The organism is Pseudomonas sp. KBN12P06040 (genome assembly GCF_037574965.1).
GTDB lineage: Bacteria > Pseudomonadota > Gammaproteobacteria > Pseudomonadales > Pseudomonadaceae > Pseudomonas > Pseudomonas aeruginosa.
In genome coordinates this window covers 1,514,626-1,539,420 of the sequence record NZ_JBBELS010000001.1, presented here as the reverse complement: position 1 = coordinate 1,539,420, position 24,795 = coordinate 1,514,626, and the positions used below count along the sequence as shown (strand labels likewise).

Genomic DNA, 24,795 nt, shown 5'->3' with positions numbered 1-24,795 from the left:
GGTTATTCCTCGTCGTCGGGACCGGGCGCCGGCGGCGCCTCGGTTTCGCGGCCCTTCGGCAGCGTGTACAGGTTGTTGGCGCGGCGCTGCTCGATCTCCCGCAAGCGCTGGTTGAACACCTGCTGCCAGGGCTCGCCAGTCATCGCCGCAGTCTCCAGGGTCTCGTTCGACAGGCCGTACTCGATGCGCTTACCGGCGGCGTTAGCCTCCTTCAGCTCGTCGATGGCGCCACGCGCCGGCCCGATCCATAGCGCCTGGCAGTACGCACGCCGCTTGATCGGATCGTGATAGCCGGGCAGGTCGATCAGGCCGCGCGCCACCGCTTCGTCAATCACCAGCTCCCGGCTCGGTTGGCAGAAATCGCAGGTCAGCCACCAGCGGCGCAGACTGTAGAATCGCCAGGCTTGCAGCATGGCGGCCCGCGCAGCGCTGTAACTGGTGCTGTAATGCAACAGCACCTCGTCCGCGGGGATCTCCAGGGCGGCGCCTATCTCCTTGACGACCGCCATGAAGAACGGATCGAACTGCGCATTCGGCCGGGCGGGGTTGGCGACAACAGGCTCTTCGCCCTCGCCCAGGTCAACCACCGCCCCCTCGCCCAGCTCCAGGGCCGGTGCTTCGTCGTCGGTGGAGGCACTACCACCACCGTTCACCAGGCCCGTCATCGGCAGGCCGCCGGCGTTGTTGTAGTCGGAGCCCTTCTTGATGAACACGGTGAACATTGCCGAGATCACCGCCGCCATAAGCTCGGCGCTGCTGTAGCGCTCCAGCTTCTGCAACGGCTCCAGCACCGGCGCCAAGTACGGCGCGCCGCGCTTCTGGCCGGGCCGCTCCTTGTCCGACATGACGTGCAACACCCGGCGCCGTCCGGTCTGCGCACCGAATGCCGGTAGACGCTGCCAGGTTAGCGGCCCGGCAGTCGGCAGGTCGTTCGGATAGCCCGAGCAGACGTGATAGGCAACCGGTGCGCCGAGTCCGTTGGACTCGATGCCATCGACCAGCCCTGCGCTATCCAGGCCGTGCCCGGGATTGCAAACGCGCTCGGCCTCGATCAGTTGCAGGCGCGTGCCGAAGATGCAGCCGGGCCGCTCCTCGAAGGGTGTTGCCACCAGCACATCGCCGCCGACCAGCGACGACACCAGGGTCAGCGCCTGGAGCTGGTAGTGGTTCAACGTCGCCTCGGCATCGCACTCGGCCGGGCTGTCGGCGTAGTGGTTCCAGATCCAGTCCAGTTGAGCGTTCAGCCGCTCCGCTTCTTCACCGGAGATCCCGAGCGCCTGGTGGTCGACCTGCGCCCGACAGACCAGCCCCGTGCCGACCACGTTCGTGCGCAGGCGCATCACGACAGCCCGCGCAATCAGGTGGTTGCGCAGGGCATCCCGAGAACGGGCGATCAGCATATTGCGCTCGCCGCGGTTCAGGTCTCGACGAGGACTGCCCAGGCCAGGAATCCAACTGGCCATACTGCGGAGCATGCGTGAAGCTCCCCGCCAGCGCGTTTCCGTGCCACCGCCACCCCCCTGCGCCATCGGCGCCGAGGGACGGGCCGCCGCCTTGGCCAGACGGAGGGCTTCGCGCATCAGTTGTTGCTCGGGTGAGCGTCGGAAAAAGCCCATGGTCAAATCTTCAGGTAGTAAACGCGGTTACGACCCCGCCCGTGCTGGGCGGCCTCTTCCTGAGCGGCGGCTGCGGCGTACTGTTGTTCGAGCATCCGCAGAGACGCCAGCTCGGCTTTGTAGACCTCGCGCTCGCCACGCTTCAGGCGCTGCCCCTTTGACAGGACGTCAGATATCGCCGCCCGGACTTCCTCCAGGCGCTGTTTCGCTGTGGTCATGATTTCCCTCAGTCAGCCGACCCGGCTGCGTGTACCGCGACCGCGCGGCACCGCCCGCTTGGGCATTGGTGCCACGGGCTGGTCGCCACTGAACAATGTGGGTTGCCGCACCTGGCGCTCCAGGGCATCCCATTCGTCATCCCGCAGAAGGTGGGTTTTCAGGCTGCGCGCGGCATGCAGGGCATACACCTCGCAATCCAGCGCCTCGTTACGCCGACCCGCCTTCTTCTGCCAAATCATCTTTGTGGGAATCCGCGGGTGCGGCGCCAACACCTCGTTGGTGAACTGCTCGAAGTAGTCTTGGCGGATATCGGTGTACCAGTGCATCCGCCCCGCCCCAGCACCCACCAGGCGCACACGGGAGTCGAGCAGGGTCTTGGCCTTGTGCGTGCCGACGATGTACACCCGCAGGCCGTACTTCGCCGCCTTGGTGTTGTCGCGCGCGGTATCCACAGAGGCAGACGGCCGGGAGAAAATCTCTTTCTCCAAGCTATCTCGGGAGGCCCCCTTGATCGCCATGATGTTGAAGCGCTGGCGGTCCCGGACGTACGCGTAGACGGCGTGGTTGGTGTTCCCGTCAGAGCTGTCGATGCTCACCGCCGATATAGCCAGCTCGCCGCCGCCCTCCATCGGGATCGGCTTTGCCAGCAGCGCATCCAGTTCAGACCAGACCCCATCGCTGGGGTCGGCCGGATTGCCGCGCAGCTCGTTCCAGAACAGACGCCAGGACTCCTCCCCACGCCCCCAACCGACGACAATCACCGCCAGGCGGTCGCCTTGTACGTCCACCCCTGCGGTAGCCAGCAGCACGCCAGCCGGTGCCGTCCATTCGCCGTAAGCCTCGGCGCGCTTCACCAGCTCCTCGATCCCAGGCGCATTGCTCTTGAACTCGTAGCTTTCACCCTTCGAGCTGTTCACGAACGCGATCATGGGGCCGATGTTGCCCTGGGCGGCGGCATACTCGGCCTGTAGCCACTTCTCCATCAGCACCGCGAAGCGTGAGCCGTAGAACGTCGCGATCAGCTCGTTCATGTCGTAGCCGGCTATACCGCGGAACTCAGCAGTCGCCACCCAGCGGCCATGCTGTAGGTTCGCGTTCTTCTGCGCGTCGTCCCACACCGACCCGCAGTGCGGACAGGCGTAGTAGGCCAGCTCGGGGCGCTTGTGCCCGTACACTTCGTGATACTGCGTCGGATCCTCCGGGCAGTGCAGGTGATCGAAGCTCAGTTCGTGCTCCTGGCCGCAGTCGTGGCAAGGAACCATGGCAATGCGCTTATCCGACAGCTCGTACTCGGCATCGATGGCCGACAGCCCCTTGAGCGTCGGCGTGCCGCCGATGATCACCTTGGATCGTCGGTAGGTCTTCAGCCGCTCCTTGGCCAGCTTGATGCTGTCGCCCTGCCCCCTTAGGTTCAGGTTGCAGTCGTCGGGCTCCTCGACGCCGACACGGGGTACCGGCGTTGACTTCACGCTGGAGGGGCTGTTGGAGCCGACCAGCTTCAGGAAGCCACCGGGGAAGCGCTTGAAATCTTGCCGCTGTTGGAGCTTGCGGCTGCGAAGATCGATCTTCTTGCGCAGCCGAGGCGTGGCCTCCACCATCGGCTCCAGTTTCTCGGCCACATACTGCTTCGCAGCTTCGGCCTTCGGAAACAGGATCAGGATCGGCGAGGGGTCAAGATCGATCCATTTGCCGAGGGCGTTACCCAGCACGCCGGAGGTCCATGCGACCTGGGCGGACTTGCGCCCGACTACCTCGGTCACATTCGGATCGTCCAGGGCCTCCAGAGGACCACCCGGCCACACCAGATGGGGGGTCACCTCGAACCGATACGGACCAGGCTTCGCCGCCTCCTCGGGAGACAGCCAACGGTACTTCCGCGCCCACTCGGCAATGCTCATCCGCGGCGGAGGAGACCACTTGCGGGCCATACGGCGAACGGCGTTAATCGCCGTCTTCTTCAAAGCCCTCTTCAGGGAGCGCGTAGTCAGTATCCCCGTCTGACGGGGCGTCATCCGGTTCATACTCGGCCAGTTTCCTTAGGGTCTCTTCCATCGGTTCGCGAATCAGGCTTTCGTCGATCTCAATGCCATAGCGGGCCGATAACGACGCTGCCAGCGCGTCGGGGTAGGTGTTGAGCAACTCGACCTTGGCCGCAGTGATCATCGCTTCGTATGCGGTCGCCATATCGGCCACCAACGCCACCTCGCCCACATCGCGGGCCAGGGCGATCTCCTCGCGGTCGGCGCGCAGCCTGTCCAATCGGTCTCGTACCGATTCTTTCTTGCCGTTGAGGGAGGCGACCTGCACCAGCCAGCCGATCACGTCTTCGGTGTCGTACTCGTTCTCGTTCCCGCGACCGAGCCCGACCGACACCACCGGCATTCCCTCACGCTGCCACCGGCTCAAGGTGCGTTCGTCGCGCCCGACGATCTCGGCCAGGTCGGCTTTCGTCACTCTGCGACCCATGCTAACCCCTTGAAAAGACGGACATTCCTGTAGAAATCACAGCTAGAGGGAAAACGCGAGTCCGCGTACCCGTATAGGGCCGGGGACCGGGGAAGGACCCAAAAAATCGGGATTTCAGGGGGGGCTGGCCGGCCCGCCCCGCTGCTCATCGCCGGCCGGCGGCATCCCGGCGCGCCGGGCAAGCCAGCGCGTGTAGAACCCCGAGGTCACATCGGCGCCGAGGCACGCGACCACGCTACCGAGCGCGGCGGCAACCGGCAGCCCCGCACCGCTCGCCGTGGCGAGCAACACCGAGGCCAGGCCGAACACCACCGACGCCCCCGAGCGTAGCAGGACACGTTTGAGCAGATCGCTGACCGTCAGCCCTGCCGCCTCGGCGCGCCACAGCTCCCCGGACAGGCCGGCCATCGACACCAGCACGAACAGCCAGGTCGGGATATCGCTCAGCGTCTGCTGAACGTCGTTCTCTGTCGCCATGTTCACCTCGGTCTGAGTGGTGGCCCGCCCCCGGTCCCGACGCCCCGCCTGGCAGGCCAGAGGCGCCGAAATCGAGCCAATAAAAAACCCGGCGCGATGGCCGGGTTCGGATGATGTGGAGCGTGTGCCTCAGTGGCGCACCTCTACGAGAGTGCCTACTTTTTACCCCTTCAGTTCGGTGGCAGCAACCCAGTTTTATTGCCATCCCGAGCTTATCCCGGAGTCGCCCCAAACTCGTCCCGGACTCGTCCGGCGTATATCCATCTACGGTTATCAAGCGCCTCCGGCGCTGTCCTACTGGTCAGTAGGTGGGTCAGCAGGTGGGACAGATAACCCATTGTTTTATATGGCGTTGTCCTACTGTCCCACTTGTCCTACTACTTTCTACGCATATAAGAGAAGAATAATAAGAGCGCACGCTACGCGCATGCGCGCGATACGCGCCTATGTGCGGGCGGGTATGTGAAAGGTGGGACAGTGGGACAACCCCAGCAGCGACGGGGCTTTGCGCTGTCCCGCCTCGAAAAACGAAGCGGGACAGAGTAGGACGGTGGGACAGCGCCCGGCCAAGTCAGGCCGCCCGCCGCAGCAGGATTTCAGCAATGGCCGCATGGGCCAGGTGCAGGCGCTGGTAATACTGGGTTCTACCGCACCCGCACGCTTCCCATTTCATCGGGTCCGACATGTCGTAGTCCGTGTAATGCAACCGCACCACCCGCTCGATGGGCGGCGGAAGATGCTTGTTCACGATCAGCTCAATGTCCGCCGTGCGATCCAGGGGACAGCGAGCCCCCGCTGTGGAGCGAGTCAGGTTTCCCCTGGTCGCCATCAGCATAGCAATCACATTGCTCCCGCCGCTAGCGTTGCCGGCAGAGCCGACGCCATTCGGCGGGTGCAGCTCGGCGGCCCAGGTCCGTAGCATCTCGTCAATTGGCTTGATCAAAATGCGGCCTCCTTCTGCGTCGGCTGTCCCTTCCACGACGGCGGCCGCTCGTAGCCCCACGGTCGCACCGGCGATTTACCGGATGCGGGCAGGCGTCTGCGCCGCCAGCCCAGACGATGCATGATATGGCCTACTCGCATCTGCTCCGGCTTGCCCCAATGCCCGAAATCGAGGTTGAGCGCTCCCCCCAGCAGGTCAGCACTGGTGACGGTCTCGCCGACGTATCCCTCCAGCCAACCGATCAACTTGTGCTCCCATGCGTCGACGGTGTAGCGCTTGTCCTGCTCCTCCTCGAACAGCGCGCGCTCTTCACGCGAGACCCACCACTGATCCCCGGCGCGGTAGCAGAACAGCGCTTCGGCCCATAGCTGGTCCCGGATCTCGCGCAACAGGTCCAGATCCACCTTCGTGCAGAGGACCGGCCAGTATCGACGGTTGCCGGTGGTGTCTTTCAGGTACTCGTCTTGGTTGGTCGTACCCACGAAAACACACTGTCGTGGCACATCGCGGGTTCTGCGACCGTAGCTCTCGCGGAAGGTATCGACCGAGGCCGAAAAGAACTGCTTTGCCTTGGTGCTGTCGGCCTTGTTGAACGCATCCAGCTCGCCCAGCTCGCTGATCCACTTGCCGCGCAACATCTGGAACGTCTCTTTGTCACCTAGCACGAACGGGGTATCCATGAACCACTCGCCGCCCAGCACCGACATGGCGGTCGACTTGCCTTCGCCCTGCAACCCTTCGAGGATCAGCACCGTATCCATCTTGCAGCCCGGGCGCATAACACGCGCAACAGCGCCGATCAGCCAGCGCTTGCCGGCCTTCATCGAGTACGGGGTCTCCTCCACGCCCAGGGCCCTGTTCAGCCAATGCTCGATCCGCGGCGTACCGTCCCACTCCAGGCCCTCAAGGTACGCCCGCACCGGGTGAAAGCTGTTCTTGCTGGCCACCACCGACACCGCTTCCAGCACCGGCGGCACCTTCGTCAGCAAACCGTACTGCTGGGCCAGCCACTCGCACGCCAGCATGTCGTCCAGATCTGTCCACTCCCCCGTACCACCACCATAGGGCGGCGTCCGCAGCTTCATCGTCTTGGCACTGAACTCGTCGTAGCCGAGCACTCCGTGCCAGCGCTCATCGTTCTGTAGGATCAGACTGATGTTCACCATGTGCGCTGCCAGGCCGCCGCCCTTGATCCGCAGAAGGCAGTCACGCCAGCCCCCCTCAGCGGGTGGTCGGACCACCGCCATGACCTGGGCCCGGACCACCTCCAGCCCCTCGGCACAGTGCAGGTCGTTGAAGTCAGTCCAGCCCTCCTCCCTCTCGCTGCCGAAGCGAGGGAGTACGAACTGGCCGCCGAGGATCGTGGCGGCGTTCTCCGCAGCCTGAGCGCCCGGGTTCCAAGGCGACCCGTCCTGGCGGGTGGTCTTCCAGTCGTCATCGCCGCAGAAGATCAGCGGCCGAGACGGGTACTCGGTCTGCATCGCCTTGCCGACCGGCAGCAGGTTGCCGGCATCGAACGCAATAGCCACCGCACAGCCCGTCGCCATGTGCAGGCTGACGCCGGTTGCGTACCCCTCAGCGATCAACACCGGCTCGCCGGGCTCGGGGCGAGGACCGATCAGGCAGAACGCTCCTTCCTTCTGCATGCCATAGGGCCAATAAGCCTTGTCCCGGCCGGTATCGGGCTGCTTTTCGGGGTAGATGATTTGCAGTCCCACCAGCCCCTTGAGGGTCCGCATGGGCACCATGAAACGCCCGCCGTAACCGTAGCGACCGCCGATCCCGACGATTTGCTTGCGGTCGAGATACGGCGCCTTGCCTTTCTCCGATAACCGCTCCCACAGCCGCGCGGCGCCCTGGGCGGCACGCTGGGCGGCCTTGGCGGCCTTCGCTGCCGCCTTGCGCTTGGCCTCCTCCTGCCGCGCGTGCATCAGCTCGCGCTCCTCGGCAGTCAGGCGAACACCCTTGAGCTTGAATTTCTCGTTGAGGTCTTGCCGCCAGTTGCCGAAGCGCCCGAAATAGAGGGTCTTGCCGCTGGCAGTGGTGTATTCGTGCAGGACGTACCAGCCAGTAGCCTCCCCGTTCCGGTCGCCCTCGACCTTGCAGCGCACCAGCTTCCCGAACACCCAGCTCGGGCTCCGCTTGGTGAAGGGTTCAATTCCATGGTCTCGAAGCTGATTCAGCACTTCGTCCAAGGCTTCGTTACTCACCGGCGCCCCCTCCGCTCGTTGAAGGACTGGCATTCGATGCAGGTTTGGCACCCCGGCACAGCTTCGCGGCGGCGCGGCGGAATCGGCTCACCGCAGCACTCGCACTCATGAGCCGATTCGCCAACCGCGACCAGCGCACGGGCAGCCAGTGCCGCCTCCATGCGTTCGAGCACCAGGTCATTGGCGTGATCCGCGATATCAGCCATTGCTCACCTCCCCGCGCTCGGCGCCCTTGGTGGTCTGGTGGACGTAGCGGGCACGCTCGTAGAGGCCGACCGCTGCGCGGATGATGCTCATCGCCAGCTTTTGGGTTTCGGCCAGCTCGGCCGCGTCAATGCGGCCGTCCTCGATATGGCGCGCGATGGTGGTCGCTGCGTTGGCCGACGTGTGCAGGATCTCGCCGGCGCCGGCAATCAGGCTGGCCGGCACATCCTCGAACTGAAGCGGCGAAACGAAGAACCACAGGCTGTCGCCCAGCTCGGCATGCAGCGCGTCAAGCACTACCGCCCGCCCCTCGGCCGACACGTACCGCAGGAAATCAAGCACGTCGTAGATGTTGAGGATGTGGCTGGGATGGTTCGGGTCGAACTTGTGGGCCGTGGTCGAGACATTGCGGCCGGTGGAGTGTGCGAAGCCGGTAATGCCGCCGTGGCACATCCGCTGATTGCGGGCAACGAGGTTGAGCGCTTCGCCCAGGGGAAGCACCTCGCGGCCCATGCGGTCGAACTGATCCGCGAACGAGGGTCGGGACATGGCAATTATTCCTTGATGCTGCCAGTGCCACGGAGCCATCAACCGGGTTAGAGTAGGCGCCGTGGTCACATTGCATGGTGGTCACAAGGCAGATGGCCGCTCTGTGGTGGAAACGCCAACTGCCACGATGGCCGGGTGATCGGCATCCCTGATCACCCGACCGTTACAGCCAGCAGCTCTGTGGTGGAGAGGCTGGCAACCCCGAGGCATCCGTGCCTCGGGCCTGGGAAGCTCGGCCGGCTGTGGTGGTACTTAGCGTGCTGCTCCAGCCGGCCTGGCTCCCCTCCCTCGGTGGTGGCGAGGGTTATTACGTTGACTAGGCAACAGCCAATCCATCGTCGCGCTCGCCAAACACGTCCGGCCGCAACCGGTGGCGACTGACGCCGGTCAGAGCCTCGACCTTCAGCACCATTTCTGCCGGGCAGTGCCCACTACCTCGCAAATAGTGAGAAATCATTTGCTGGGACAGATTGACCCCGAACGCGGCGAGCTTTCGTGAAAGCTCGGATTGGCCCCCTGCCCGGGAAATCGCAAGCTGAAACGCGACTTTCATTGGTTCTTGATCTGACATAAGGCTTCCTCGGATGGAACTGGCGCCCAGCCTACAAACAAAGCTGTCGAATTTCAACAGACACTTTTGTTTGAGAGGCAACAAATCCTTTTGTAGCGTTCACCCCATGAACACACCAACTGAACGCCAAGCTGCAATTGCCGCCACGATTCGCAAGCGCCGCGAAGAGCTAAAGCTTTCCCAAAGCGAGGTAGCGAAAGGGGTCCGCGAGCTGCTAGGCGGCCAAGCCTTTACGCAACAGTCCTATGCTGCAATTGAGCAAGGGAAAACCAAGCACTCTAAATACCTGGCAGTCATTGCCCGAGTGCTAGGCATTCCCCCTCAATCGGTGGACCCCACGTTTCCCGCCGCCGCAAGCATCATGCCCCCTACAATCACAGCGGCAGAGCGGGCAACAGTAGCCGGCCCTACAGGGAGGAAATTGCCAGTGGTAGGCTCCATTGCAGCAGGCGCCTGGGTAGAGGCAGTCGATTTATTCCAGCCGGGTGATGCTGAGGAATGGGTAGATGCTCCAGGGCCTGTAGGCCCGGATGCCTTTGTTTTGATTGTCGACGGGATAAGCATGAAGAATCCCACCGGCCCCTTGAGTTTCGAAAGCGGAGACCGCGTGGTCATCGATCCATCAATCGAGGCAAAGCCGGGGGATCTTGTCGCAGCGAAGCTGACCAACTCTAATCGCGTCACGTTCAAACGCCTTCAGATGGAAGATGGCGAGTGGTATTTGGAAGCACTGAATCCCGCTTGGGAACCCCGATACATTCGCGTCAACGAAGAATGGCAGATATGTGGCAAGGCGGTTTGGCGCGTACAGAAGCTGTAGCAACAAACAAAATCTACAAACAAAACTGTTGACCAGCCAACAAAACAAACTGTAGCTTTACCTCGACTCTCCACCACAGAGACGAGGTAACACCATGCAACGTTCCGCCACGGTACACGTCCACCCGGCCTGTACCTCCTCCCCCCAGCAGATCCAACGCCTCCAGGCCGACACTGGCTGCCTTGTCGTCATCTTCAACGGCAAAGCCCAGCTTGTAGCCAGCCGCACCCCGGGCCGCCGTCATTCGGTAACCGCCACCTCCCCGTTTGGAGGTGACGCAGCATGACCTACGCACTCCGTCAACCGTCCTTTGTGCGGCTCAAGGCTCAACTCAGCCTAAACGGCCGCTTCAACCACGCCCTCTACGACGCCGAAACCCGCCAGGCAGTCCACGCCACTCTTGACATTGAGCGCGGCGCTGAACAGGTCAGCGTCGTCGTTCGAATGGGCTCCACGCTGAATAGCCTGGGCCTCCCTATCGATGCCCCTTCCAACGCCAACACCGTGGCCGACTACCTCGAATCCATCGCAAATGGCCGCCTGGACACGGCGGACGACACCCCGGCTCGCCGCCGTTTCAACCAAGCAGCGTAGGAGGCCGCGATGAAAGACTTGTCACTGCACCAGGCAGCGCAGCGCCTCGGGCTGACCCGTCCCGAGCTGATCAAGCGGATGAAGGCGGCCGGCCTGCTCGACAGCAACACTCTTCCAGCCGCTCCGGTCCGCGACCGCCTCTACCTGCGCGCAAAGGAAACGCCCTGGCATCACCCCGAACTCGGCATGCAGTACAGCCACTCGACGAAGGTGCGCCCGGCCGGAGTGGCATGGCTGGCCGACAAGCTCGGCATCCCTCGCGTCTGCCCGCCGGCGGCCCCGGACCGCCGCGAGGTTGGCTGACGAGCCCCGGCCCCGCGAATACGCCCGCCAGATCGTCGCCCTTCGAACCAAAGAGGAACGCAGGGCGGCCCTGGAGCGGGTGCCGGAACACTTACGGGAACTTGTACGAACCCACGTAGAGATCGCCTGGAACCATCCCAAAGGAGGCAAGGCATGAAACGCAACCCGACCACAAAGCAGGCAGTGCAATCCGCGCTTGCATACCTACTGCGGCAGACCCTTCGAATAGCACGCGAAGCGGAAAGCGACTATTCCATCGACGATGCCCAAGGGCGCGCTCGCGGAGCAATCTATCTGGCCTATCACAGCGACGCGATCACCGCCGCCGCTTTCGACGCACTGATCAGCCTCGTACAAAACGCGACGCATGAGCGCCGTACAGAACTGATCTACGGCCAACCTCCATACACCGGCGCGAAATTCGCCAAGACTCTCCGCGACACTGCACAGGTTGCTGCATGAGCACTCCGCACGACAACCAACCCGAGCTTCGCTTAACCCCGGCCCCGCGACCGGAGACGGTGGAACTCCTCTACCGCACCTTCGGTGACGTGCTGATCCCGCTGGAGCACCTGCGCATTCGGTACTTCCACAACCTCAACGAAGACACGTTCAGCCGCTCGATCAAGGAACGCCGAATCCGCCTGCCCATCACCACCGTCGACCCGAGTCAGCGCGCCCAGCCATTTGTCGATGTGCGCCACCTGGCGGCCTGGATCGACTCCCGAGCCTGGCAGGCCGACGAGGCATACGCCCGCCTCGGCAGTAACGAGTAACCACACCGGCCGCCACCACCGGCCATCCACCACCAATGGAGAAAACCACCATGCATACCCAACACATCATTCTCGCAGCCACCACGCTTGCCGCGGTGCTGATCCTGATCACCACCGCCTACCTTGCCGGGCGCAAGGACAGAAAGAACGCGCAACAGCAGTCGGTCGACGAGGCACTCTATCTCTGCCGCGTCTCGCACGGCCAGGAACTGACTGCGCTGCATACCGACCTGATCAAGCTGCGCACCAATGCCCAGCGCCTGCAACAGGTCATAGATGAGCAGGAGGAAGAGATCAGCGACCAGAAGGAGCTTCGTCAAAGCATCGAAGCCGAGGCCACCGAGAAACTTGCGAATTGGCAGCAGCGCCACGAAGAGCAACAAGCGGAACTGAAGCGCCTGGAGACGGAGCTGGAGACAAGCATCGCGACCAATCATCGGCAGGCTGAGACCGCGAAGCTCCTCCGCGAGCAGAACTTGGCCGCCGAAGAACTGGACGCCATCCGCACCGCCAGTCGCCTCCTCAGCGGCCACGCTCGACAGTTCCAAAAGACCGGCACCACCAAGCGCAACGCAGACGCCGAAGCCCAACAGCAGCTCGCCGCGATCCTCCAGCGGCTCGCCATCACGGAACTGGCCAGCCAGAGCGCAGAAGCTGAAGCGCAGGAGGCGGCATGAACTACTCCAGCCTCTCCACCTACGACCTGCTGAAGCACCGCAGCCACCACGTCGACAGCCTGACCCGCCTGCGCCGCGCCCAGCCACAGTGGGACGAGGACGATGCTCGACGCGGGGAAATCACGATGGCCGATATCAGCGACCAGATCCGCGAGATCGATGACCACCTTCGTCCGAGCGGCTGGGAGTCAGTCGACCTCGACTACTCCGGCGACACCGCACCGATGTGCATGTGAGGCAGCGCGATGACTACTATCCCGGCTAGCCGCGTAGCGGCACAAGACCAGGGCGCCGCCCTGGCACACGCCACCCACAGCACCCAAGCCCCGGCCGCGCAAAAGCGCGGCGGCGGCCTGGCACGTCGCATCCAACTGATCGCCATCGCCCAAGGCCGCCAACCGATGCCCGAGGGTGGCGCTATAGAAAGCCACTGCTGCGCAGCAGCAGGCATATTCCAACCCAACCTTCAGCACACGCCGAAGGCACGCGTACCCCACGAAAGGCTGCGCCGGGGCGCGAAGCACATAGCCACGCTTCGCTTAATGACTCGCTCGCCCGCGCAGCTTGTCGAGGGGGGAAAGCGCCCACCGAAGCCCGCCGATAACGCACTAATCCGCACGCTGTGCGCGCAGATCCGCGAGCAGAACCAAGAGATTGCCGCGCTGCGCATCGCGAACACCGACCTCCTCCAGCGCCTGGAGAAAGCCGAAGGGGGACGGGCATGAGCAGCTTTCAGCAGCACCTCCACCAGGCAGCCCAACAGTGCGCCCTCCCGTTCCAGAAAGAGCTTTATGTCGACCTCTTCGCCGGTGCCGGAGGCGCAGGCAGCGGGGGTGCTCGCGTCTATCGAGATCCAGACATTGCAATCAACCACAACCCCATTGCCATTGCCGTTCACCGAGCCAATCACCCGAACACCCTCCACTTCAGGACAGACGTTTTCGAAGTAGATCCGCTAGAGGCTACCGGCGGGCAACCCGTGGGCATTCTGTGGGCCTCGCCCGACTGCCGCCACTTCAGCAAGGCCAAGGGAGGCGCGCCTCGCAGTAAGCGGGTCCGCTCCCTCGCCTGGGTCGTGGTCCGCTGGGTACACGCTACGCGCCCACGTATGTTCTTCCTCGAAAATGTGGAGGAGTTCCAAGACTGGGGGCCTCTCGACGAGTCCGGCAAGCCGATCAAGAGCGAGGCCGGCCGCACGTTCAGGGCATTCATCGCTTGCCTGACCACCGGCTTGGCCGAGGACCACCCGGACATGCCCGAGATAATCGACGCAATCGGGCTTTGGGTTCCCAGGCAAGCACTGGTGCGTGGCCTGGGCTGTGATGTTCAGTGGCGTGAACGCCGAGCAGCCAACGCAGGCGCCCCGACAATCCGCAAGCGCCTATTCATGATCGGCCGCACCGACGGACGCCCGATCGTCTGGACCTCCCCGAAACGTCACCAGGCTCCGCAGCCGGGCCAGCTACCTTGGCGCTCTGCCGCTGAGTGCATCGACTGGAGCGACCTGGGCACCAGCCTGTTTGACCGCGCGCGACCACTGGTGGACAACACCTGCCGCAGGGTGGCCAAGGGGTTCTGGAGGCACACCGTCATGGCCGACCAGCCCTACCTTGTCCCGATGGATGCTCAACACCTGGCGGCGGCCAGTCTCACGGAGTTCGCCAACGCGAGCAACCAACGCACCTTCAGCGTGGCCGAGCCCCTGCGGACGCAAGTTGCCCAGGTCAAGGGCGGACACTTCGCACTGTCAGCCGCAACGCTGGTAGAGATCGGCTACGGCGAGCGAGCCGGACAAGCCCCCCGCGCCCCCGGTTTGGCCAAGCCTCTAGGCACCGTCGTGGCGAGCGGTCGGAAGCACGCACTGGTCACCGCAGCGATGGTGACGCTGCGCAAGGGCTCTGTGGGCAATGGGCTCCTTCAGCCGATGAACGCCATTACCACCGGAAGCGGGCACCACGCCATAGCTGCATGCCACTTCGAGCAAGCCAACGGAGGGTTCTATACCGGTGACGGTCGGGCTGCCGATGCGCCGCTCAGTACGATCCTGGGACGCGGAACGAACCAACGCCTGGCTACTGCGTACCTGGTGAAATACTACGGCACCGGCGGCCAGTGGCAGGACATGCGCGAGCCCATGCATACGCTTCCCACCAGAGAGCGCATGGCCCTAGTTACGGTGACCAAGGTTCCTGCCAGCATCCTGCCGCCCGAGCTGCTGGAGCGCGCAAAGCGGTGCGCGGAGTTCCTACGCAAGTATCTGCCGGAGCACTTCAGCGAGCCCGCCGACGTGGTGCTACTGGGGGACTATGCCCTGGTGGACTTCACCCTGCGCATGCTCAAGGCACCGGAGCTGAAGATGGCGCAGGGCTTCAGCCCCGATTACATCATCGATCGCGGCTTGTTCGAGACCGCCGATGGCCAACTCGAATGGCGCCCCATCAACAACACCGAACAGATCCGCCTCATCGGCAACAGTGTTTGCCCGGATGAAGCGGAAGACCTCATCGCCGCCAACGCCGCGGACCTAATCGACCTTTACCAACGGGAGGCAGCATGAGCCAGAAGACCCAACCCGACAGCATGCCCTACGCCGAGGCGGTCGACCTTCCAGAGATCAGCGTGGAGCACTCCACCGAGTTTCTGACCGGTTCCGCACCGTGCGCCGGCGTATCCCGGCCACTGCCCGCCGCCTGGCTAGGCCAGCGCGGCATCTATCGCTCCAGATTCGAAGCCGTCTGCAACGGAGAGCAGTTGGTGGATCCGCTGACGCTGGGGGAGTTGATCCAGCGCGCCTGGCCTTCCCCTTCGACGGAACTCGCCGAGCGCGGTACGCAGCACCGTTTCAGCACCACCGAACAGACCTGCCGGCACGACTTCTATGGCGTCTGGTGGAAGGACAGGGGCGTGACAAAGACCGGCCGAGAGTGCCGGCACTGCGGGTTCTTCGCGGCGAACATGACCGAGGCAGCGGTGAGTCAGGGAGAGCCACGCGATGCGTAGAGCACTGACCGCCCTCGGCATTATCGCCGCCCTTGGCCTGGCCGTGGTGCTTGCTATGGAGGTATTCCCGATCCTCCGCACGTTGGCCGCCTGGCAAGTGGGGTGCCACTGATGACCACCCACTTTCTCGGAATGCCACGCTGGGTACTGATTAAGCGAGCCGCAGAACTTACCGGCTACTCCAAGGATGCAATCACCCACAAGGTCAAGAACGGTACTTGGCCACAGGGGAGAATCTGGAGAAAGGCACGCGACGGCCGCATATTCATCAACATAGAGGAGGTCGACAGGTGGGTGGAGAGCGCGCCGCAGGACGCGGCATAGAGGCGGAGCTAGCGAAGCACTCCGGAGTAGAAGTGCATGGCAACAGCATTCGCATCGTGTTCATGTGGCAGAAACGACGCTACCGCGAAACCCTCGGTCTCCCCATCACCAAAGCCAATATCAAGCACGCCGCCCAGCTCCGGGCGGCGGTGCTCCACGACATAAAGATGGGGACATTCGACTACGCCCGGCATTTTCCAAACTCGCGGCGCGCTGGCAATCACAGCAGCAGCCGCGACGAGCGGCTGCACGTATTGCTTGATCGCTACAAACCGCTCAAGGCGGTGGATATCACAGAAGAGACCGAGCGTCGTTACAACTTGGCGCTCGATATCTGCATTGGCATGCTGGGCAGGGACCGCCTGGCCAGCGCTCTACGGCCCGAGGATATTCAAAAGCTGCGCGTAGAATTGATCGAGGAGCGAGCCATATCGACGGTCAACCACTATCTCGCTACTCTCGCCGGCTTCCTGAACTGGTGCGAGACAAATAGCTACTGCCGAGAGGGGCTTGCAAGCGCTTGTATCCGTTTTGAAATGACCGAGCGTGACCCCGATCCGTTGGCCAAGGATGAACTCGACGCTCTATTAACCAAGGGCTGCCTACATCCAATGGATAGAGCCGCTGTAACCCTTGCGGTATATACCGGGCTGCGGCCTGGCGAACTGGGGGCGCTTGCCCGGGAAGACATCGATCTTGCGAAAGGGCAGATTTTGGTGAGGCGCGCCATTACTAGCACTGGCGCTTTCAAGCTACCGAAAACCGGCAGGAAACGAACAGTACTCTTGCTCCCTCCCGCACTAGAAGCATGCCGGCAGCTACTCTCCACTGAGTCATGCGTTCCACAGCAGACGATCACGGTTCAGCTCAACCGCCACGAATCGATACAGGAAGTAGTCACACCACTGATCTCTCCGGCCGTTCAAGCCAGGAGAAGGAATGTGAACCCTTGGTTCGTGCCCACATCCTGGAACTCGAAGTGGGCGAACATACAGCGCCGGGCAGGTATCCGCCCTCGGCGCCCATACCAGACTCGTCATACCTACGCCTGCTGGTGCCTAATTGCAGGTGGCAACCTTGCATTTATCGCCAAGCAGATGGGCCATAAAGACTTCACCATGCTGGTTCAAGTGTACGCAAAATGGATGGACGACGAGTCACCCAATGAACTCCAACGCATTTGGAAAGGAATGCAGGGGCTCAGAAAGCAAAGGACAGGACATTAAAAAAGCCCCCTTGCGGGGGCTTTTTCTTAGGAATCGAATCCAATCAAGCGATAGCTCGCTCGGACTCCTTCTGGTGAACTCGATCATTGATGACAAATTTGATGATCATTTTGACATCTTCAGAGCAGTTCTTGAACGTTAGGCTGGACAGAGCGGTACGACCGTACCTGAGCACAACCCCACCAATCAGTTCGTCCACGAAGGACTGAGTGGCATCCTTACCAGAAAAATCGATCGCCACCTTTGCCCCTCTTCTGAGACACCCTTCGATTTCCTGTCGGTAGGGTGTAGCAGAGGCTCTCATCCCCAGCGTTCCTATGGACTCACGCCCAGTCGCTAGATAGATCGTTTGCATGACGCTTCCCTCGGCAATTTGCGCACTGTATCGTACGCATCAGAAAAAGTTTCGTTTCAAGCAACTCATGCCACCTACAGATCGTCGTCGAACCTGATCTCATCACCGACGTCGTCTTCCACCGCAGGCAGCAAGGCAGGAATGTCTACCTGAGGTAACTGGTCACGGTTGCAATGGAAGGAAATCGCCACTCCCTTCCAGGGGCAATCGGCCAAGCCGCTACTCTCCGTCTGCCCCAAATCCGTCCTTAGCCAAGCGTTTCCGCTGGCTACGACTAAAAAACCACTAGCCGCATGGGCTATTCTAGCTGTAGTCGTCAATCCCACCCCTTGATTTTGACTATCGGTCTCATAGCCGATGAGGGGACCACGATTGCAACTGACTCGCGCTTCCAAGGCTGCGGCAATCGCAGCAGCATCCGTTGGGTCTTTCAGCGCAGGATGCCCTTTAAGGGTCGCCAAAAAACCACAACCGTTGTCGACGATAGCCAACCGTACCACACCGTTCGATTGAAAGTGTTGACAAGCAACCCAAACTGACGAAGCGCCGTTGCCTTCCTTCTTGGCATGAGAGCAGGCGTTTTCAAGCAATTCCTTCAAAGCATACTCAATTGGCCGCCTATACGCCTCCGTCAAAGGATCGTCACTATCAGCGGCCTGGCCGGTCATCGCCTGTACTAGACGGGAAGCTACCGCTTCTGATTGACCATCCCCTACCTTAATGAGTTCAACACACCTGTCGGGCTCACCTTCCGGGTTTCTCCCTTGCTCAACGTCGATCCCTTCGACGCGCAGCCCCGAGAAAAACTCCATACGCACGAAGTACCTAATCATCCTGGCCTGCATGAATTGGATGAAAAAGGTCTTTTCTGCCGGCTGGCACTCCAAGGTCGCCCTCAGCACAGCTAACCCAAGGGGATCGACAAATTGAAGAGCAGAAGCGTCCAAATGGACGTCTCCGACGCCAGCATTGAGCTTAGCGCAAAAGTCGAACAACGCTCGTGGATCGGACTCGCTTAACGAAGACGGGAAAGGGATAGCATCATCCGAAAAACTCATCTGCATTCCCGTCACTCTAGCGAATCCTTGCAAATATCCTGGGTCGGCGACTATATCGCTTAGCCATCATTGACTCAAGAAAGTGAAGCCAAACCGCCATAGACAGGCGACAGATGGATTCATGTCGAGCCAAGATTGCCCATGCTACCCTTGCCATCCAGCAGGCAATGATTTGGCGTAACTCACCAGGCTGGAGCAGAACCTGATGCTGCGGCTCCTTGACTACTCAGCTACTAAGTCGTGCGCCTATAAAAGGCATTTGATGGCGATGCGATAGGCCCCAAATCTGCCCCACCCCCTTGTCATAACCAACCTATCTAATTGATGAACAAAGCAATTTCCGACCTCTCCCAGCACACGCCAATGATGCAGCAGTACTTCAAACTGAAGCATCAGCACCCCGACCAATTGATGTTCTATCGCATGGGCGACTTCTACGAGCTGTTCTACGAGGACGCGAAGAAGGCCGCCAAGCTGCTCGACATCACCCTGACCGCGCGCGGCCAGTCCGGCGGCAAGGCGATCCCGATGGCAGGCATTCCCTTCCATTCGGCGGAGGGCTACCTGGCCAAGCTGGTCAAGCTCGGCGAGTCGGTGGCGATCTGCGAGCAGATCGGCGACCCGGCCACCAGCAAGGGGCCGGTGGAGCGCCAGGTGGTGCGGATCATCACCCCCGGCACGGTGAGCGACGAGGCGCTGCTCGACGAACGCCGCGACAACCTGCTGGCGGCGATCCTCGGCGACGAGCGCCTGTTCGGCCTCGCCGTGCTGGACATCACCAGCGGCCGCTTCAGCGTCCAGGAGATAAAAGGCTGGGAAACCCTGCTGGCCGAACTGGAGCGCCTCAACCCGGCCGAGCTGCTGATTCCCGACGACTGGCCACAGGGCCTGCCGGCGGAGAAGCGCCGCGGCGTACGTCGCCGCGCGCCGTGGGACTTCGATCGCGACTCGGCGCACAAGAGCCTCTGCCAGCAATTCGGCACCCAGGACCTGAAAGGCTTCGGCTGCCAGAACCTGACCCTGGCCATCGGCGCCGCCGGCTGCCTGCTCGCCTACGCCAAGGAAACCCAGCGTACCGCCCTGCCGCACCTGCGCAGCCTGCGCCACGACCGCCTCGATGACACGGTGATCCTCGACGGCGCCAGCCGCCGCAACCTGGAGCTGGATATCAACCTCAGCGGTGGCCGCGAGAACACCCTGCAATCGGTGGTCGACCGCTGCCAGACCGCCATGGCCAGCCGCCTGATGAGCCGCTGGCTGAACCGTCCGCTGCGTGACCGCGCGGTGCTGGAAGCCCGCCAGGAGTCCATCGCCTGCCTGCTGGAACGCTATCGCTTCGAGAACCTGCAACCGCAGCTCAAGGAAATCGGCGACCTCGAACGTATCCTCGCCCGCATCGGCCTGCGCAACGCCCGCCCTCGCGACCTGGCGCGCCTGCGCGACGCGCTGGCGGCGTTGCCGGACCTGCAGAACGCCATGACCGAACTGGAAGCGCCGCACCTGCAGGCGCTGGCCACCACCATCGGCACCTATCCCGAACTCGCCGAACTGCTGGCCAAGGCGATCATCGACAACCCGCCGGCGGTGATCCGCGACGGTGGCGTGATCAAGACCGGCTATGACGCCGAGCTGGACGAGCTGCAGGCGCTGAGCGAAAACGCCGGGCAATTCCTGATGGACCTGGAAGCGCGCGAGAAGGCCCGCACCGGCCTGCCCAACCTGAAGGTCGGCTACAACCGCATCCATGGCTACTTCATCGAGCTGCCACGGGTGCAGGCCGAACAGGCGCCGGCCGACTACATCCGCCGGCAGACCCTGAAAGGCGCCGAGCGCTTCATCACGCCGGAACTGAAGGCCTTCGAGGACAAGGCGCTGTCGGCCCAGAGCCGCGCCCTGGCCCGCGAGAAGGCGCTCTACGAAGAGCTGCTGGAACGCCTGATCGGCCATCTCGCTCCGCTCCAGGACAGCGCCTCGGCGCTGGCGGAGCTGGACGTGCTGGCGAATCTCGCCGAACGCGCGCTGAACCTCGACCTGAATCGCCCGCGGTTCGTCGAACACACCTGCCTGCACATCGAGCAGGGCCGCCATCCGGTGGTCGAGCAGGTGCTGGAGACACCGTTCGTGGCCAACGACCTGGCGCTGGATGCCGACACCCGGATGCTGGTGATCACCGGTCCGAACATGGGCGGTAAATCCACCTACATGCGGCAAACCGCGCTGATCGTGCTGCTTGCGCATATCGGCAGCTTCGTTCCGGCTGCGCGCTGCGAGCTGTCCCTGGTGGACCGCATCTTCACCCGCATCGGCTCGTCCGACGACCTTGCCGGCGGCCGCTCGACCTTCATGGTGGAGATGAGCGAAACCGCCAACATCCTGCACAACGCCACTGACAAGAGCCTGGTGCTGATGGATGAGGTCGGCCGCGGCACCAGCACCTTCGACGGCCTGTCGCTGGCCTGGGCAGCGGCCGAGGACCTGGCCCGGACTCGCGCCTTCACCCTGTTCGCCACCCACTACTTCGAGCTGACCGTACTGCCGGAAAGCCAGCCCGCGGTAGCCAACGTGCACCTGAACGCGACCGAGCACAATGAACGCATCGTGTTCCTGCACCATGTACTGCCGGGACCGGCGAGCCAGAGCTACGGCCTCGCGGTGGCCCAGTTGGCCGGCGTGCCGGCCCCGGTAATCCAGCGCGCCCGCGAACACCTCAAGCGCCTGGAAACCACCAGCCTGCCGCACGAGATGCCGAGCCAGCAGAGCGGCAAGCCCGCCTCGCCGATGCAGAGCGACCTGTTCGCCAGCCTGCCGCACCCGGTGATCGATGAATTGTCGAGGATCAATCCCGACGATATCAGCCCGCGGCAAGCTCTCGATCTGTTATATGCATGGAAGATGCGGGTCTGACGGACTACCGCACAAGCTGCTAGAATCGCGCGCGCTTAGCCGCCCGCCTGAGGAGAGAACTAGAAAATGACCTTCGTCGTCACCGACAACTGCATCAAGTGCAAATACACCGACTGCGTGGAAGTCTGCCCGGTAGACTGCTTCTACGAAGGACCCAACTTCCTGGTCATCCATCCGGACGAGTGCATCGACTGCGCCCTGTGCGAGCCCGAATGTCCGGCCCAGGCGATTTTCTCCGAAGACGAAGTGCCGGAGAACATGCAGGAATTCATCGAGCTGAACAGCGAGCTGGCGGAAGTCTGGCCGAACATCACCGAGAAGAAGGATGCCCTGCCCGACGCTGAGGAATGGGACGGCGTCGCCGGCAAGCTCCAGCATCTGGAGCGCTGATACGCCAAGGCCCGCAAACAGCGGGCCTTTTCTTTGGCGACGAGTAAAACGGCAGGCAAAAAAAAGGGGCGGGGTATTACCCCGCCCACTCTTCAGTCCCTCGTCATCGTCCTGATGAATCGCCTCCCTGGCGACGTCCCTTCCCCGATCCTTCGGGGTTGCGTGTTCCCTGTACGCAGGAGTGATATTAGCGATTCCCTGTGCTCCCGCAACCTGCCAGAAAACCCAGCGAAGCTTCTTCGGCAGTCATTTTAGAAAAATATATTCCTTTATTTTCAATAAGTTACTTAAATTCACCGAGCGTTTTTGGCAAACCTCCCGGGCATTTATCTACTTAGGCTCACACGCCGTGTAAGTTAATGCTTACAAGAGCAGACACAAAAAACCCGGCGAACGCCGGGTCTTCAGTGGGTCTAAGGTTTTCCGTCACTGGAACAGCGCGTCACTCGACAGGCCGTTCTTCTCCAGGATCTCCCGCAGGCGCTTCAGCGCCTCGACCTGGATCTGACGAACCCGCTCGCGGGTCAGGCCGATTTCCTGACCGACCTCTTCCAGCGTGCTGCTTTCGTGCCCGCGCAAGCCGAAGCGGCGAATCACCACCTCACGCTGCTTGTCGGTGAGTTCCGTCAGCCACTGGTCGATGCTTTCGCTGAGATCGTCATCCTGCAGCAGCTCGCACGGATCGGTGGGGCGATCGTCGGTGAGCGTATCCAGCAGGGTCTTGTCCGAGTCCGGACCAAGAGAGACGTCTACCGAAGTCACCCGTTCGTTCAGGCCGAGCATGCGCTTGACCTCGGCGACCGGCTTCTCCAGCAGGTTGGCGATTTCTTCGGGTGAAGGTTCGTGGTCGAGCTTGTGGGTCAGTTCCCGCGCCGCACGCAGGTAGACGTTGAGCTCCTTGACCACATGGATCGGCAAGCGAATGGTCCGGGTCTGGTTCATGATGGCCCGTTCGATGGTCTGGCGGATCCACCAGGTGGCGTAGGTCGAGAACCGGAATCCGCGCTCCGGATCGAACTTCTCCACGGCGCGGATCAGGCCTAGGTTGCCTTCCTCGATCAGGTCGAGCAGGGACAGTCCGCGATTGACATAGCGCCGGGCGATCTTCACCACCAACCGCAGGTTGCTCTCGATCATCCGCTTCCGACCAGCGGGATCGCCCTTCTGCGCCAGACGAGCGAAGTGGACTTCCTCTTCGGGCGTCAACAGGGGCGAGAAACCGATTTCGTTGAGATACAGCTGCGTTGCGTCCAACGCGCGCGTGTAGTCGATGTGCTTGTGTTGTTTGGAAGAGAAGGAAGTGGTGGCTTTTGGAGTTGCCCGGGGAGAAGGCTGCTCGTCGGCAGACGACTCGTCCAGCATGATGCCGGGCTCCAGGAGGAGCACTTCATCATCGTGGTCAAACTCCGGCCCTTCTTTTTTGAGTGCCATGTCGTTATCCCTTGCATGAGTTCGACTCAAGCCCGGGCGATTCCTTTCCCGCTGGACACGCCCGGACCCGCTCACCTACATGATGTGGGCGGGCGAACTCCCGGTCAGCGACGTGGCAAATATTGCAGTGGATCGACAGGCTTACCCTGGCGGCGAATCTCGAAGTGCAGCTTCACCCGATCGGTTCCTGTGGAGCCCATCTCGGCAATCGATTGCCCTACCTTGACCTGTTGCCCTTCCCGCACCAGCAGCCTGCGGTTGTGACCGTAGGCACTCACGTAGGTCTCGTTGTGTTTGATGATGACCAACTCGCCGTAGCCCCGCAAACCACTACCGGCGTATACAACGGTCCCACCAGACGCAGCCAGGACAGGCTGGCCCAATTGACCGGCTATATCAATCCCTTTATTCAAACTTCCGTTTGAGGCAAAACGGCCGATCAGACTACCGCTCGCAGGCCATGCCCAACCGCCCACCGCAGACCCCGCAACGACGGGAGTCGCGCCGCTGCTGGGTGGGGTCGTGGTCGAGGCCGGAGCCGGTACGGGCTTGGCAGGTACCGACGTACTAACAGCGGGTGGAACCGGGGCAGGCTTGGTCGCCACGGACGGAGCGACGACCGGCGTGTTTTTAGCGACGGACGGTTGCGCCGGTGCCCGCCCACCAAATTGGATAGCTTGACCGACCTGGATGGTATAGGGCGGCGCGATGCCATTGCGCGCGGCCAGGGCTTTCCAGTCCCAGCCGAAGCGGAAGGCAATGGAATACAGGGTGTCGCCGCGGCGCACGATGTACTGCCCGCTGGTGACCGGCGTACGCCGCGCAGCGGCAGGCGCGGAACCGTTGCGATCGACGACCTTGACCCCGCCGGGAGGCGACGACGAACAGGCGGCGAGAAGGGAACAGACGACGGCCCCGAGCAACAGGTGGCAGCCACCGTAGAGCCGAGTCCATTGCCGCAGGGTCGCTGCTAGCCTCAATCCTTCCCCCTTATCCATCTTCTTCGCTTTCGTTCAATCGGGCCGGCGACGCCGGCCGCCGGCTCAGGCGATCGGGCCGTTGAGCAGCGGGACGAAACGTACCGAGTCGAGTACCTGGCGGCTGAACCCGTCCTCGGTGCGGACGATCAGCATCAGTTGCTGGACCTCGCCGCCACCGACCGGGATCACCAGACGGCCCCCCGGCGCCAACTGGTCCAGCAACGACTGCGGGACTTCCGTGGCCGCCGCGGTGACGATGATTCCATTGTAGGGAGCCAACGCCGACCAGCCCTCCCAGCCATCGCCCCAACGAAAGACAACATTACGCAGGTTTAGCTCCGCAAGACGCTCCTTGGCCTTGTCCTGCAACGCCTGGATCCGCTCGACGGAGAAGACCCGCTCGACCAGTTGCGCCAGCACCGCGGTCTGGTAGCCGGACCCGGTACCGATCTCCATGACCTTGTCCAGCGGGCCGGCCGCCAGCAGCAACTCGGTCATCCGCGCCACCATGAACGGCTGGGAAATGGTCTGGTTGTGGCCGATCGGCAGGGCAGTGTCTTCGTAGGCGCGATGCGAGAGCGCCTCGTCGACGAACAGATGACGCGGCGTGCGGCGGATCACCTCGAGCACGTGGGCGTTGGACAGACCTTCTTCGTACAGGCGCTGGATCAGGCGCTCTCGGGTACGCTGGGAGGTCATGCC

28 protein-coding genes are annotated in these 24,795 nt (G+C 62.5%); 13 read left to right on the top strand and 15 right to left on the bottom strand.

Translation table 11 applies throughout. The features are described from left to right. Positions 1 to 2: 2 nt before the first annotated feature. The 10 genes from VQ067_RS07255 to VQ067_RS07210 all read right to left on the bottom strand — a co-directional run bounded on the left by VQ067_RS07255 (position 3) and on the right by VQ067_RS07210 (position 9,255). On the bottom strand, positions 3 to 1,616 hold the full coding sequence (locus VQ067_RS07255; RefSeq protein WP_031652606.1) for a phage portal protein: 1,614 nt from the start codon (positions 1,614 to 1,616) through the stop codon (positions 3 to 5). A gap of 2 nt (positions 1,617 to 1,618) precedes the next feature. After that, complete coding sequence (locus VQ067_RS07250) at positions 1,619 to 1,834, bottom strand: hypothetical protein (RefSeq protein WP_014603900.1); 216 nt, start codon at positions 1,832 to 1,834, stop codon at positions 1,619 to 1,621. A 12-nt stretch (positions 1,835 to 1,846) separates the two neighbouring features. Beyond that, positions 1,847 to 3,796: a phage terminase large subunit family protein gene (locus tag VQ067_RS07245; RefSeq protein WP_317951675.1), complete on the bottom strand. Its 1,950-nt coding sequence runs from the start codon at positions 3,794 to 3,796 to the stop codon at positions 1,847 to 1,849. Next, a complete protein-coding gene (locus VQ067_RS07240) occupies positions 3,777 to 4,301 on the bottom strand; it encodes a terminase small subunit (RefSeq protein WP_023127296.1) in 525 nt (174 codons plus the stop codon). Before VQ067_RS07240 ends, VQ067_RS07245 begins: the two co-directional genes overlap by 20 nt. Before the next feature lie 114 nt (positions 4,302 to 4,415). Next, positions 4,416 to 4,778, bottom strand: a complete 363-nt coding sequence (locus tag VQ067_RS07235; RefSeq protein ID WP_014603903.1) for a phage holin family protein — start codon at positions 4,776 to 4,778, stop codon at positions 4,416 to 4,418. Between the two features lie 571 nt (positions 4,779 to 5,349). Further along, entirely contained in the window at positions 5,350 to 5,721 is a 372-nt protein-coding gene (locus VQ067_RS07230; protein ID WP_019396873.1) for a PA0613 family protein, read from the bottom strand. Continuing rightward, positions 5,718 to 7,964, bottom strand: a complete 2,247-nt coding sequence (locus VQ067_RS07225; protein ID WP_052168559.1) for a VapE domain-containing protein — start codon at positions 7,962 to 7,964, stop codon at positions 5,718 to 5,720. The genes VQ067_RS07230 and VQ067_RS07225 overlap by 4 nt, the downstream gene beginning before the upstream one ends. After that, the gene (locus tag VQ067_RS07220) at positions 7,928 to 8,137 is read right to left on the bottom strand and encodes a TraR/DksA C4-type zinc finger protein (RefSeq protein ID WP_003130865.1); all 210 of its coding nucleotides are present in this window, start codon (positions 8,135 to 8,137) and stop codon (positions 7,928 to 7,930) included. Before VQ067_RS07220 ends, VQ067_RS07225 begins: the two co-directional genes overlap by 37 nt. Further along, positions 8,130 to 8,684: a phage regulatory CII family protein gene (locus VQ067_RS07215; RefSeq protein ID WP_023087721.1), complete on the bottom strand. Its 555-nt coding sequence runs from the start codon at positions 8,682 to 8,684 to the stop codon at positions 8,130 to 8,132. The genes VQ067_RS07220 and VQ067_RS07215 overlap by 8 nt, the downstream gene beginning before the upstream one ends. Before the next feature lie 316 nt (positions 8,685 to 9,000). Continuing rightward, positions 9,001 to 9,255 (bottom strand): transcriptional regulator, encoded by a 255-nt coding sequence (locus tag VQ067_RS07210; RefSeq protein ID WP_019726484.1) that lies wholly within the window; start codon positions 9,253 to 9,255, stop codon positions 9,001 to 9,003. A 13-nt stretch (positions 9,256 to 9,268) separates the two neighbouring features. Here VQ067_RS07210 and VQ067_RS07205 point away from each other — a divergent pair, with 13 nt between their 5' ends. The 11 genes from VQ067_RS07205 (at position 9,269) to VQ067_RS07155 (ending at position 16,975) form a co-directional block, all read left to right on the top strand. Next, positions 9,269 to 10,075, top strand: a complete 807-nt coding sequence (locus tag VQ067_RS07205) for a LexA family protein (protein ID WP_171894642.1) — start codon at positions 9,269 to 9,271, stop codon at positions 10,073 to 10,075. Positions 10,076 to 10,357: 282 nt separating this feature from the next. Further along, positions 10,358 to 10,669, top strand: a complete 312-nt coding sequence (locus VQ067_RS07200) for a hypothetical protein (protein ID WP_023087724.1) — start codon at positions 10,358 to 10,360, stop codon at positions 10,667 to 10,669. Positions 10,670 to 10,678: 9 nt separating this feature from the next. Next, entirely contained in the window at positions 10,679 to 10,972 is a 294-nt protein-coding gene (locus VQ067_RS07195) for a phage antirepressor KilAC domain-containing protein (RefSeq protein WP_014603908.1), read from the top strand. A 153-nt stretch (positions 10,973 to 11,125) separates the two neighbouring features. After that, a complete protein-coding gene (locus tag VQ067_RS07190) occupies positions 11,126 to 11,434 on the top strand; it encodes a hypothetical protein (RefSeq protein WP_031673600.1) in 309 nt (102 codons plus the stop codon). After that, positions 11,431 to 11,748: a pyocin activator PrtN family protein gene (locus VQ067_RS07185; protein ID WP_031639816.1), complete on the top strand. Its 318-nt coding sequence runs from the start codon at positions 11,431 to 11,433 to the stop codon at positions 11,746 to 11,748. The genes VQ067_RS07190 and VQ067_RS07185 overlap by 4 nt, the downstream gene beginning before the upstream one ends. Positions 11,749 to 11,798: 50 nt before the next feature. Continuing rightward, positions 11,799 to 12,425 carry a hypothetical protein gene (locus VQ067_RS07180; RefSeq protein WP_034011746.1) on the top strand — a complete coding sequence of 209 codons (627 nt, stop codon included), beginning with the start codon at positions 11,799 to 11,801 and terminating at the stop codon, positions 12,423 to 12,425. Then, the gene (locus VQ067_RS07175; RefSeq protein ID WP_015649068.1) at positions 12,422 to 12,661 is read left to right on the top strand and encodes a hypothetical protein; all 240 of its coding nucleotides are present in this window, start codon (positions 12,422 to 12,424) and stop codon (positions 12,659 to 12,661) included. Before VQ067_RS07180 ends, VQ067_RS07175 begins: the two co-directional genes overlap by 4 nt. Before the next feature lie 9 nt (positions 12,662 to 12,670). After that, on the top strand, positions 12,671 to 13,150 hold the full coding sequence (locus VQ067_RS07170; protein WP_034011745.1) for a hypothetical protein: 480 nt from the start codon (positions 12,671 to 12,673) through the stop codon (positions 13,148 to 13,150). Next, positions 13,147 to 14,982: a DNA cytosine methyltransferase gene (locus VQ067_RS07165; RefSeq protein WP_034011743.1), complete on the top strand. Its 1,836-nt coding sequence runs from the start codon at positions 13,147 to 13,149 to the stop codon at positions 14,980 to 14,982. The genes VQ067_RS07170 and VQ067_RS07165 overlap by 4 nt, the downstream gene beginning before the upstream one ends. Next, on the top strand, positions 14,979 to 15,425 hold the full coding sequence (locus tag VQ067_RS07160) for a hypothetical protein (protein ID WP_171894641.1): 447 nt from the start codon (positions 14,979 to 14,981) through the stop codon (positions 15,423 to 15,425). The genes VQ067_RS07165 and VQ067_RS07160 overlap by 4 nt, the downstream gene beginning before the upstream one ends. A 290-nt stretch (positions 15,426 to 15,715) precedes the next feature. Further along, the gene (locus VQ067_RS07155; protein ID WP_015649074.1) at positions 15,716 to 16,975 is read left to right on the top strand and encodes a site-specific integrase; all 1,260 of its coding nucleotides are present in this window, start codon (positions 15,716 to 15,718) and stop codon (positions 16,973 to 16,975) included. A 43-nt stretch (positions 16,976 to 17,018) separates the two neighbouring features. Here VQ067_RS07155 and VQ067_RS07150 read toward each other — a convergent pair whose 3' ends face one another. Both VQ067_RS07150 and VQ067_RS07145 read right to left on the bottom strand, forming a co-directional pair. After that, positions 17,019 to 17,330, bottom strand: coding sequence for an STAS-like domain-containing protein (locus tag VQ067_RS07150; protein ID WP_052150740.1), 312 nt, complete (start codon positions 17,328 to 17,330; stop codon positions 17,019 to 17,021). A 74-nt stretch (positions 17,331 to 17,404) separates the two neighbouring features. Next, positions 17,405 to 18,388 carry an ATP-binding protein gene (locus VQ067_RS07145; protein ID WP_124074654.1) on the bottom strand — a complete coding sequence of 328 codons (984 nt, stop codon included), beginning with the start codon at positions 18,386 to 18,388 and terminating at the stop codon, positions 17,405 to 17,407. A gap of 336 nt (positions 18,389 to 18,724) precedes the next feature. On the opposite strand from VQ067_RS07145, the gene mutS reads away from it, so the two are divergent. Beyond that, positions 18,725 to 21,292: a DNA mismatch repair protein MutS gene (mutS, locus tag VQ067_RS07140; protein WP_078451731.1), complete on the top strand. Its 2,568-nt coding sequence runs from the start codon at positions 18,725 to 18,727 to the stop codon at positions 21,290 to 21,292. 66 nt (positions 21,293 to 21,358) lie between these two features. Next, positions 21,359 to 21,682 carry a ferredoxin FdxA gene (gene fdxA / locus VQ067_RS07135; RefSeq protein WP_003092272.1) on the top strand — a complete coding sequence of 108 codons (324 nt, stop codon included), beginning with the start codon at positions 21,359 to 21,361 and terminating at the stop codon, positions 21,680 to 21,682. Between the two features lie 426 nt (positions 21,683 to 22,108). Here fdxA and rpoS read toward each other — a convergent pair whose 3' ends face one another. From rpoS to VQ067_RS07120, 3 genes are all read right to left on the bottom strand, one after another. Further along, positions 22,109 to 23,113: an RNA polymerase sigma factor RpoS gene (rpoS, locus tag VQ067_RS07130; protein ID WP_003113871.1), complete on the bottom strand. Its 1,005-nt coding sequence runs from the start codon at positions 23,111 to 23,113 to the stop codon at positions 22,109 to 22,111. 104 nt (positions 23,114 to 23,217) lie between these two features. After that, positions 23,218 to 24,111, bottom strand: a complete 894-nt coding sequence (locus VQ067_RS07125) for a peptidoglycan DD-metalloendopeptidase family protein (RefSeq protein ID WP_033991080.1) — start codon at positions 24,109 to 24,111, stop codon at positions 23,218 to 23,220. A gap of 45 nt (positions 24,112 to 24,156) precedes the next feature. After that, positions 24,157 to 24,792, bottom strand: a complete 636-nt coding sequence (locus VQ067_RS07120; RefSeq protein WP_003098558.1) for a protein-L-isoaspartate(D-aspartate) O-methyltransferase — start codon at positions 24,790 to 24,792, stop codon at positions 24,157 to 24,159. Between the last annotated feature and the right edge of the window lie 3 nt (positions 24,793 to 24,795).

Bases quoted from the DNA above. Each gene is read 5' to 3' on its own strand.
- VQ067_RS07125 (WP_033991080.1), bottom strand. From the start codon at position 24,111: ATGGATAAGGGGGAAGGATTGAGGCTAGCAGCGACCCTGCGGCAATGG.
- VQ067_RS07145 (WP_124074654.1), bottom strand. From the start codon at position 18,388: ATGAGTTTTTCGGATGATGCTATCCCTTTCCCGTCTTCGTTAAGCGAG.
- VQ067_RS07210 (WP_019726484.1), bottom strand. From the start codon at position 9,255: ATGTCAGATCAAGAACCAATGAAAGTCGCGTTTCAGCTTGCGATTTCC.
- VQ067_RS07255 (WP_031652606.1), bottom strand. From the start codon at position 1,616: ATGGGCTTTTTCCGACGCTCACCCGAGCAACAACTGATGCGCGAAGCC.
- rpoS (WP_003113871.1), bottom strand. From the start codon at position 23,113: ATGGCACTCAAAAAAGAAGGGCCGGAGTTTGACCACGATGATGAAGTG.
- VQ067_RS07180 (WP_034011746.1), top strand. From the start codon at position 11,799: ATGCATACCCAACACATCATTCTCGCAGCCACCACGCTTGCCGCGGTG.
- VQ067_RS07220 (WP_003130865.1), bottom strand. From the start codon at position 8,137: ATGGCTGATATCGCGGATCACGCCAATGACCTGGTGCTCGAACGCATG.
- VQ067_RS07195 (WP_014603908.1), top strand. From the start codon at position 10,679: ATGAAAGACTTGTCACTGCACCAGGCAGCGCAGCGCCTCGGGCTGACC.
- VQ067_RS07185 (WP_031639816.1), top strand. From the start codon at position 11,431: ATGAGCACTCCGCACGACAACCAACCCGAGCTTCGCTTAACCCCGGCC.
- VQ067_RS07200 (WP_023087724.1), top strand. From the start codon at position 10,358: ATGACCTACGCACTCCGTCAACCGTCCTTTGTGCGGCTCAAGGCTCAA.
- VQ067_RS07150 (WP_052150740.1), bottom strand. From the start codon at position 17,330: ATGCAAACGATCTATCTAGCGACTGGGCGTGAGTCCATAGGAACGCTG.
- VQ067_RS07235 (WP_014603903.1), bottom strand. From the start codon at position 4,778: ATGGCGACAGAGAACGACGTTCAGCAGACGCTGAGCGATATCCCGACC.
- VQ067_RS07190 (WP_031673600.1), top strand. From the start codon at position 11,126: ATGAAACGCAACCCGACCACAAAGCAGGCAGTGCAATCCGCGCTTGCA.
- VQ067_RS07175 (WP_015649068.1), top strand. From the start codon at position 12,422: ATGAACTACTCCAGCCTCTCCACCTACGACCTGCTGAAGCACCGCAGC.
- VQ067_RS07120 (WP_003098558.1), bottom strand. From the start codon at position 24,792: ATGACCTCCCAGCGTACCCGAGAGCGCCTGATCCAGCGCCTGTACGAA.
- VQ067_RS07205 (WP_171894642.1), top strand. From the start codon at position 9,269: ATGGAACTGGCGCCCAGCCTACAAACAAAGCTGTCGAATTTCAACAGA.
- VQ067_RS07250 (WP_014603900.1), bottom strand. From the start codon at position 1,834: ATGACCACAGCGAAACAGCGCCTGGAGGAAGTCCGGGCGGCGATATCT.
- fdxA (WP_003092272.1), top strand. From the start codon at position 21,359: ATGACCTTCGTCGTCACCGACAACTGCATCAAGTGCAAATACACCGAC.
- VQ067_RS07225 (WP_052168559.1), bottom strand. From the start codon at position 7,964: ATGCCAGTCCTTCAACGAGCGGAGGGGGCGCCGGTGAGTAACGAAGCC.
- VQ067_RS07165 (WP_034011743.1), top strand. From the start codon at position 13,147: ATGAGCAGCTTTCAGCAGCACCTCCACCAGGCAGCCCAACAGTGCGCC.
- VQ067_RS07170 (WP_034011745.1), top strand. From the start codon at position 12,671: ATGACTACTATCCCGGCTAGCCGCGTAGCGGCACAAGACCAGGGCGCC.
- VQ067_RS07240 (WP_023127296.1), bottom strand. From the start codon at position 4,301: ATGGGTCGCAGAGTGACGAAAGCCGACCTGGCCGAGATCGTCGGGCGC.
- VQ067_RS07215 (WP_023087721.1), bottom strand. From the start codon at position 8,684: ATGTCCCGACCCTCGTTCGCGGATCAGTTCGACCGCATGGGCCGCGAG.
- VQ067_RS07160 (WP_171894641.1), top strand. From the start codon at position 14,979: ATGAGCCAGAAGACCCAACCCGACAGCATGCCCTACGCCGAGGCGGTC.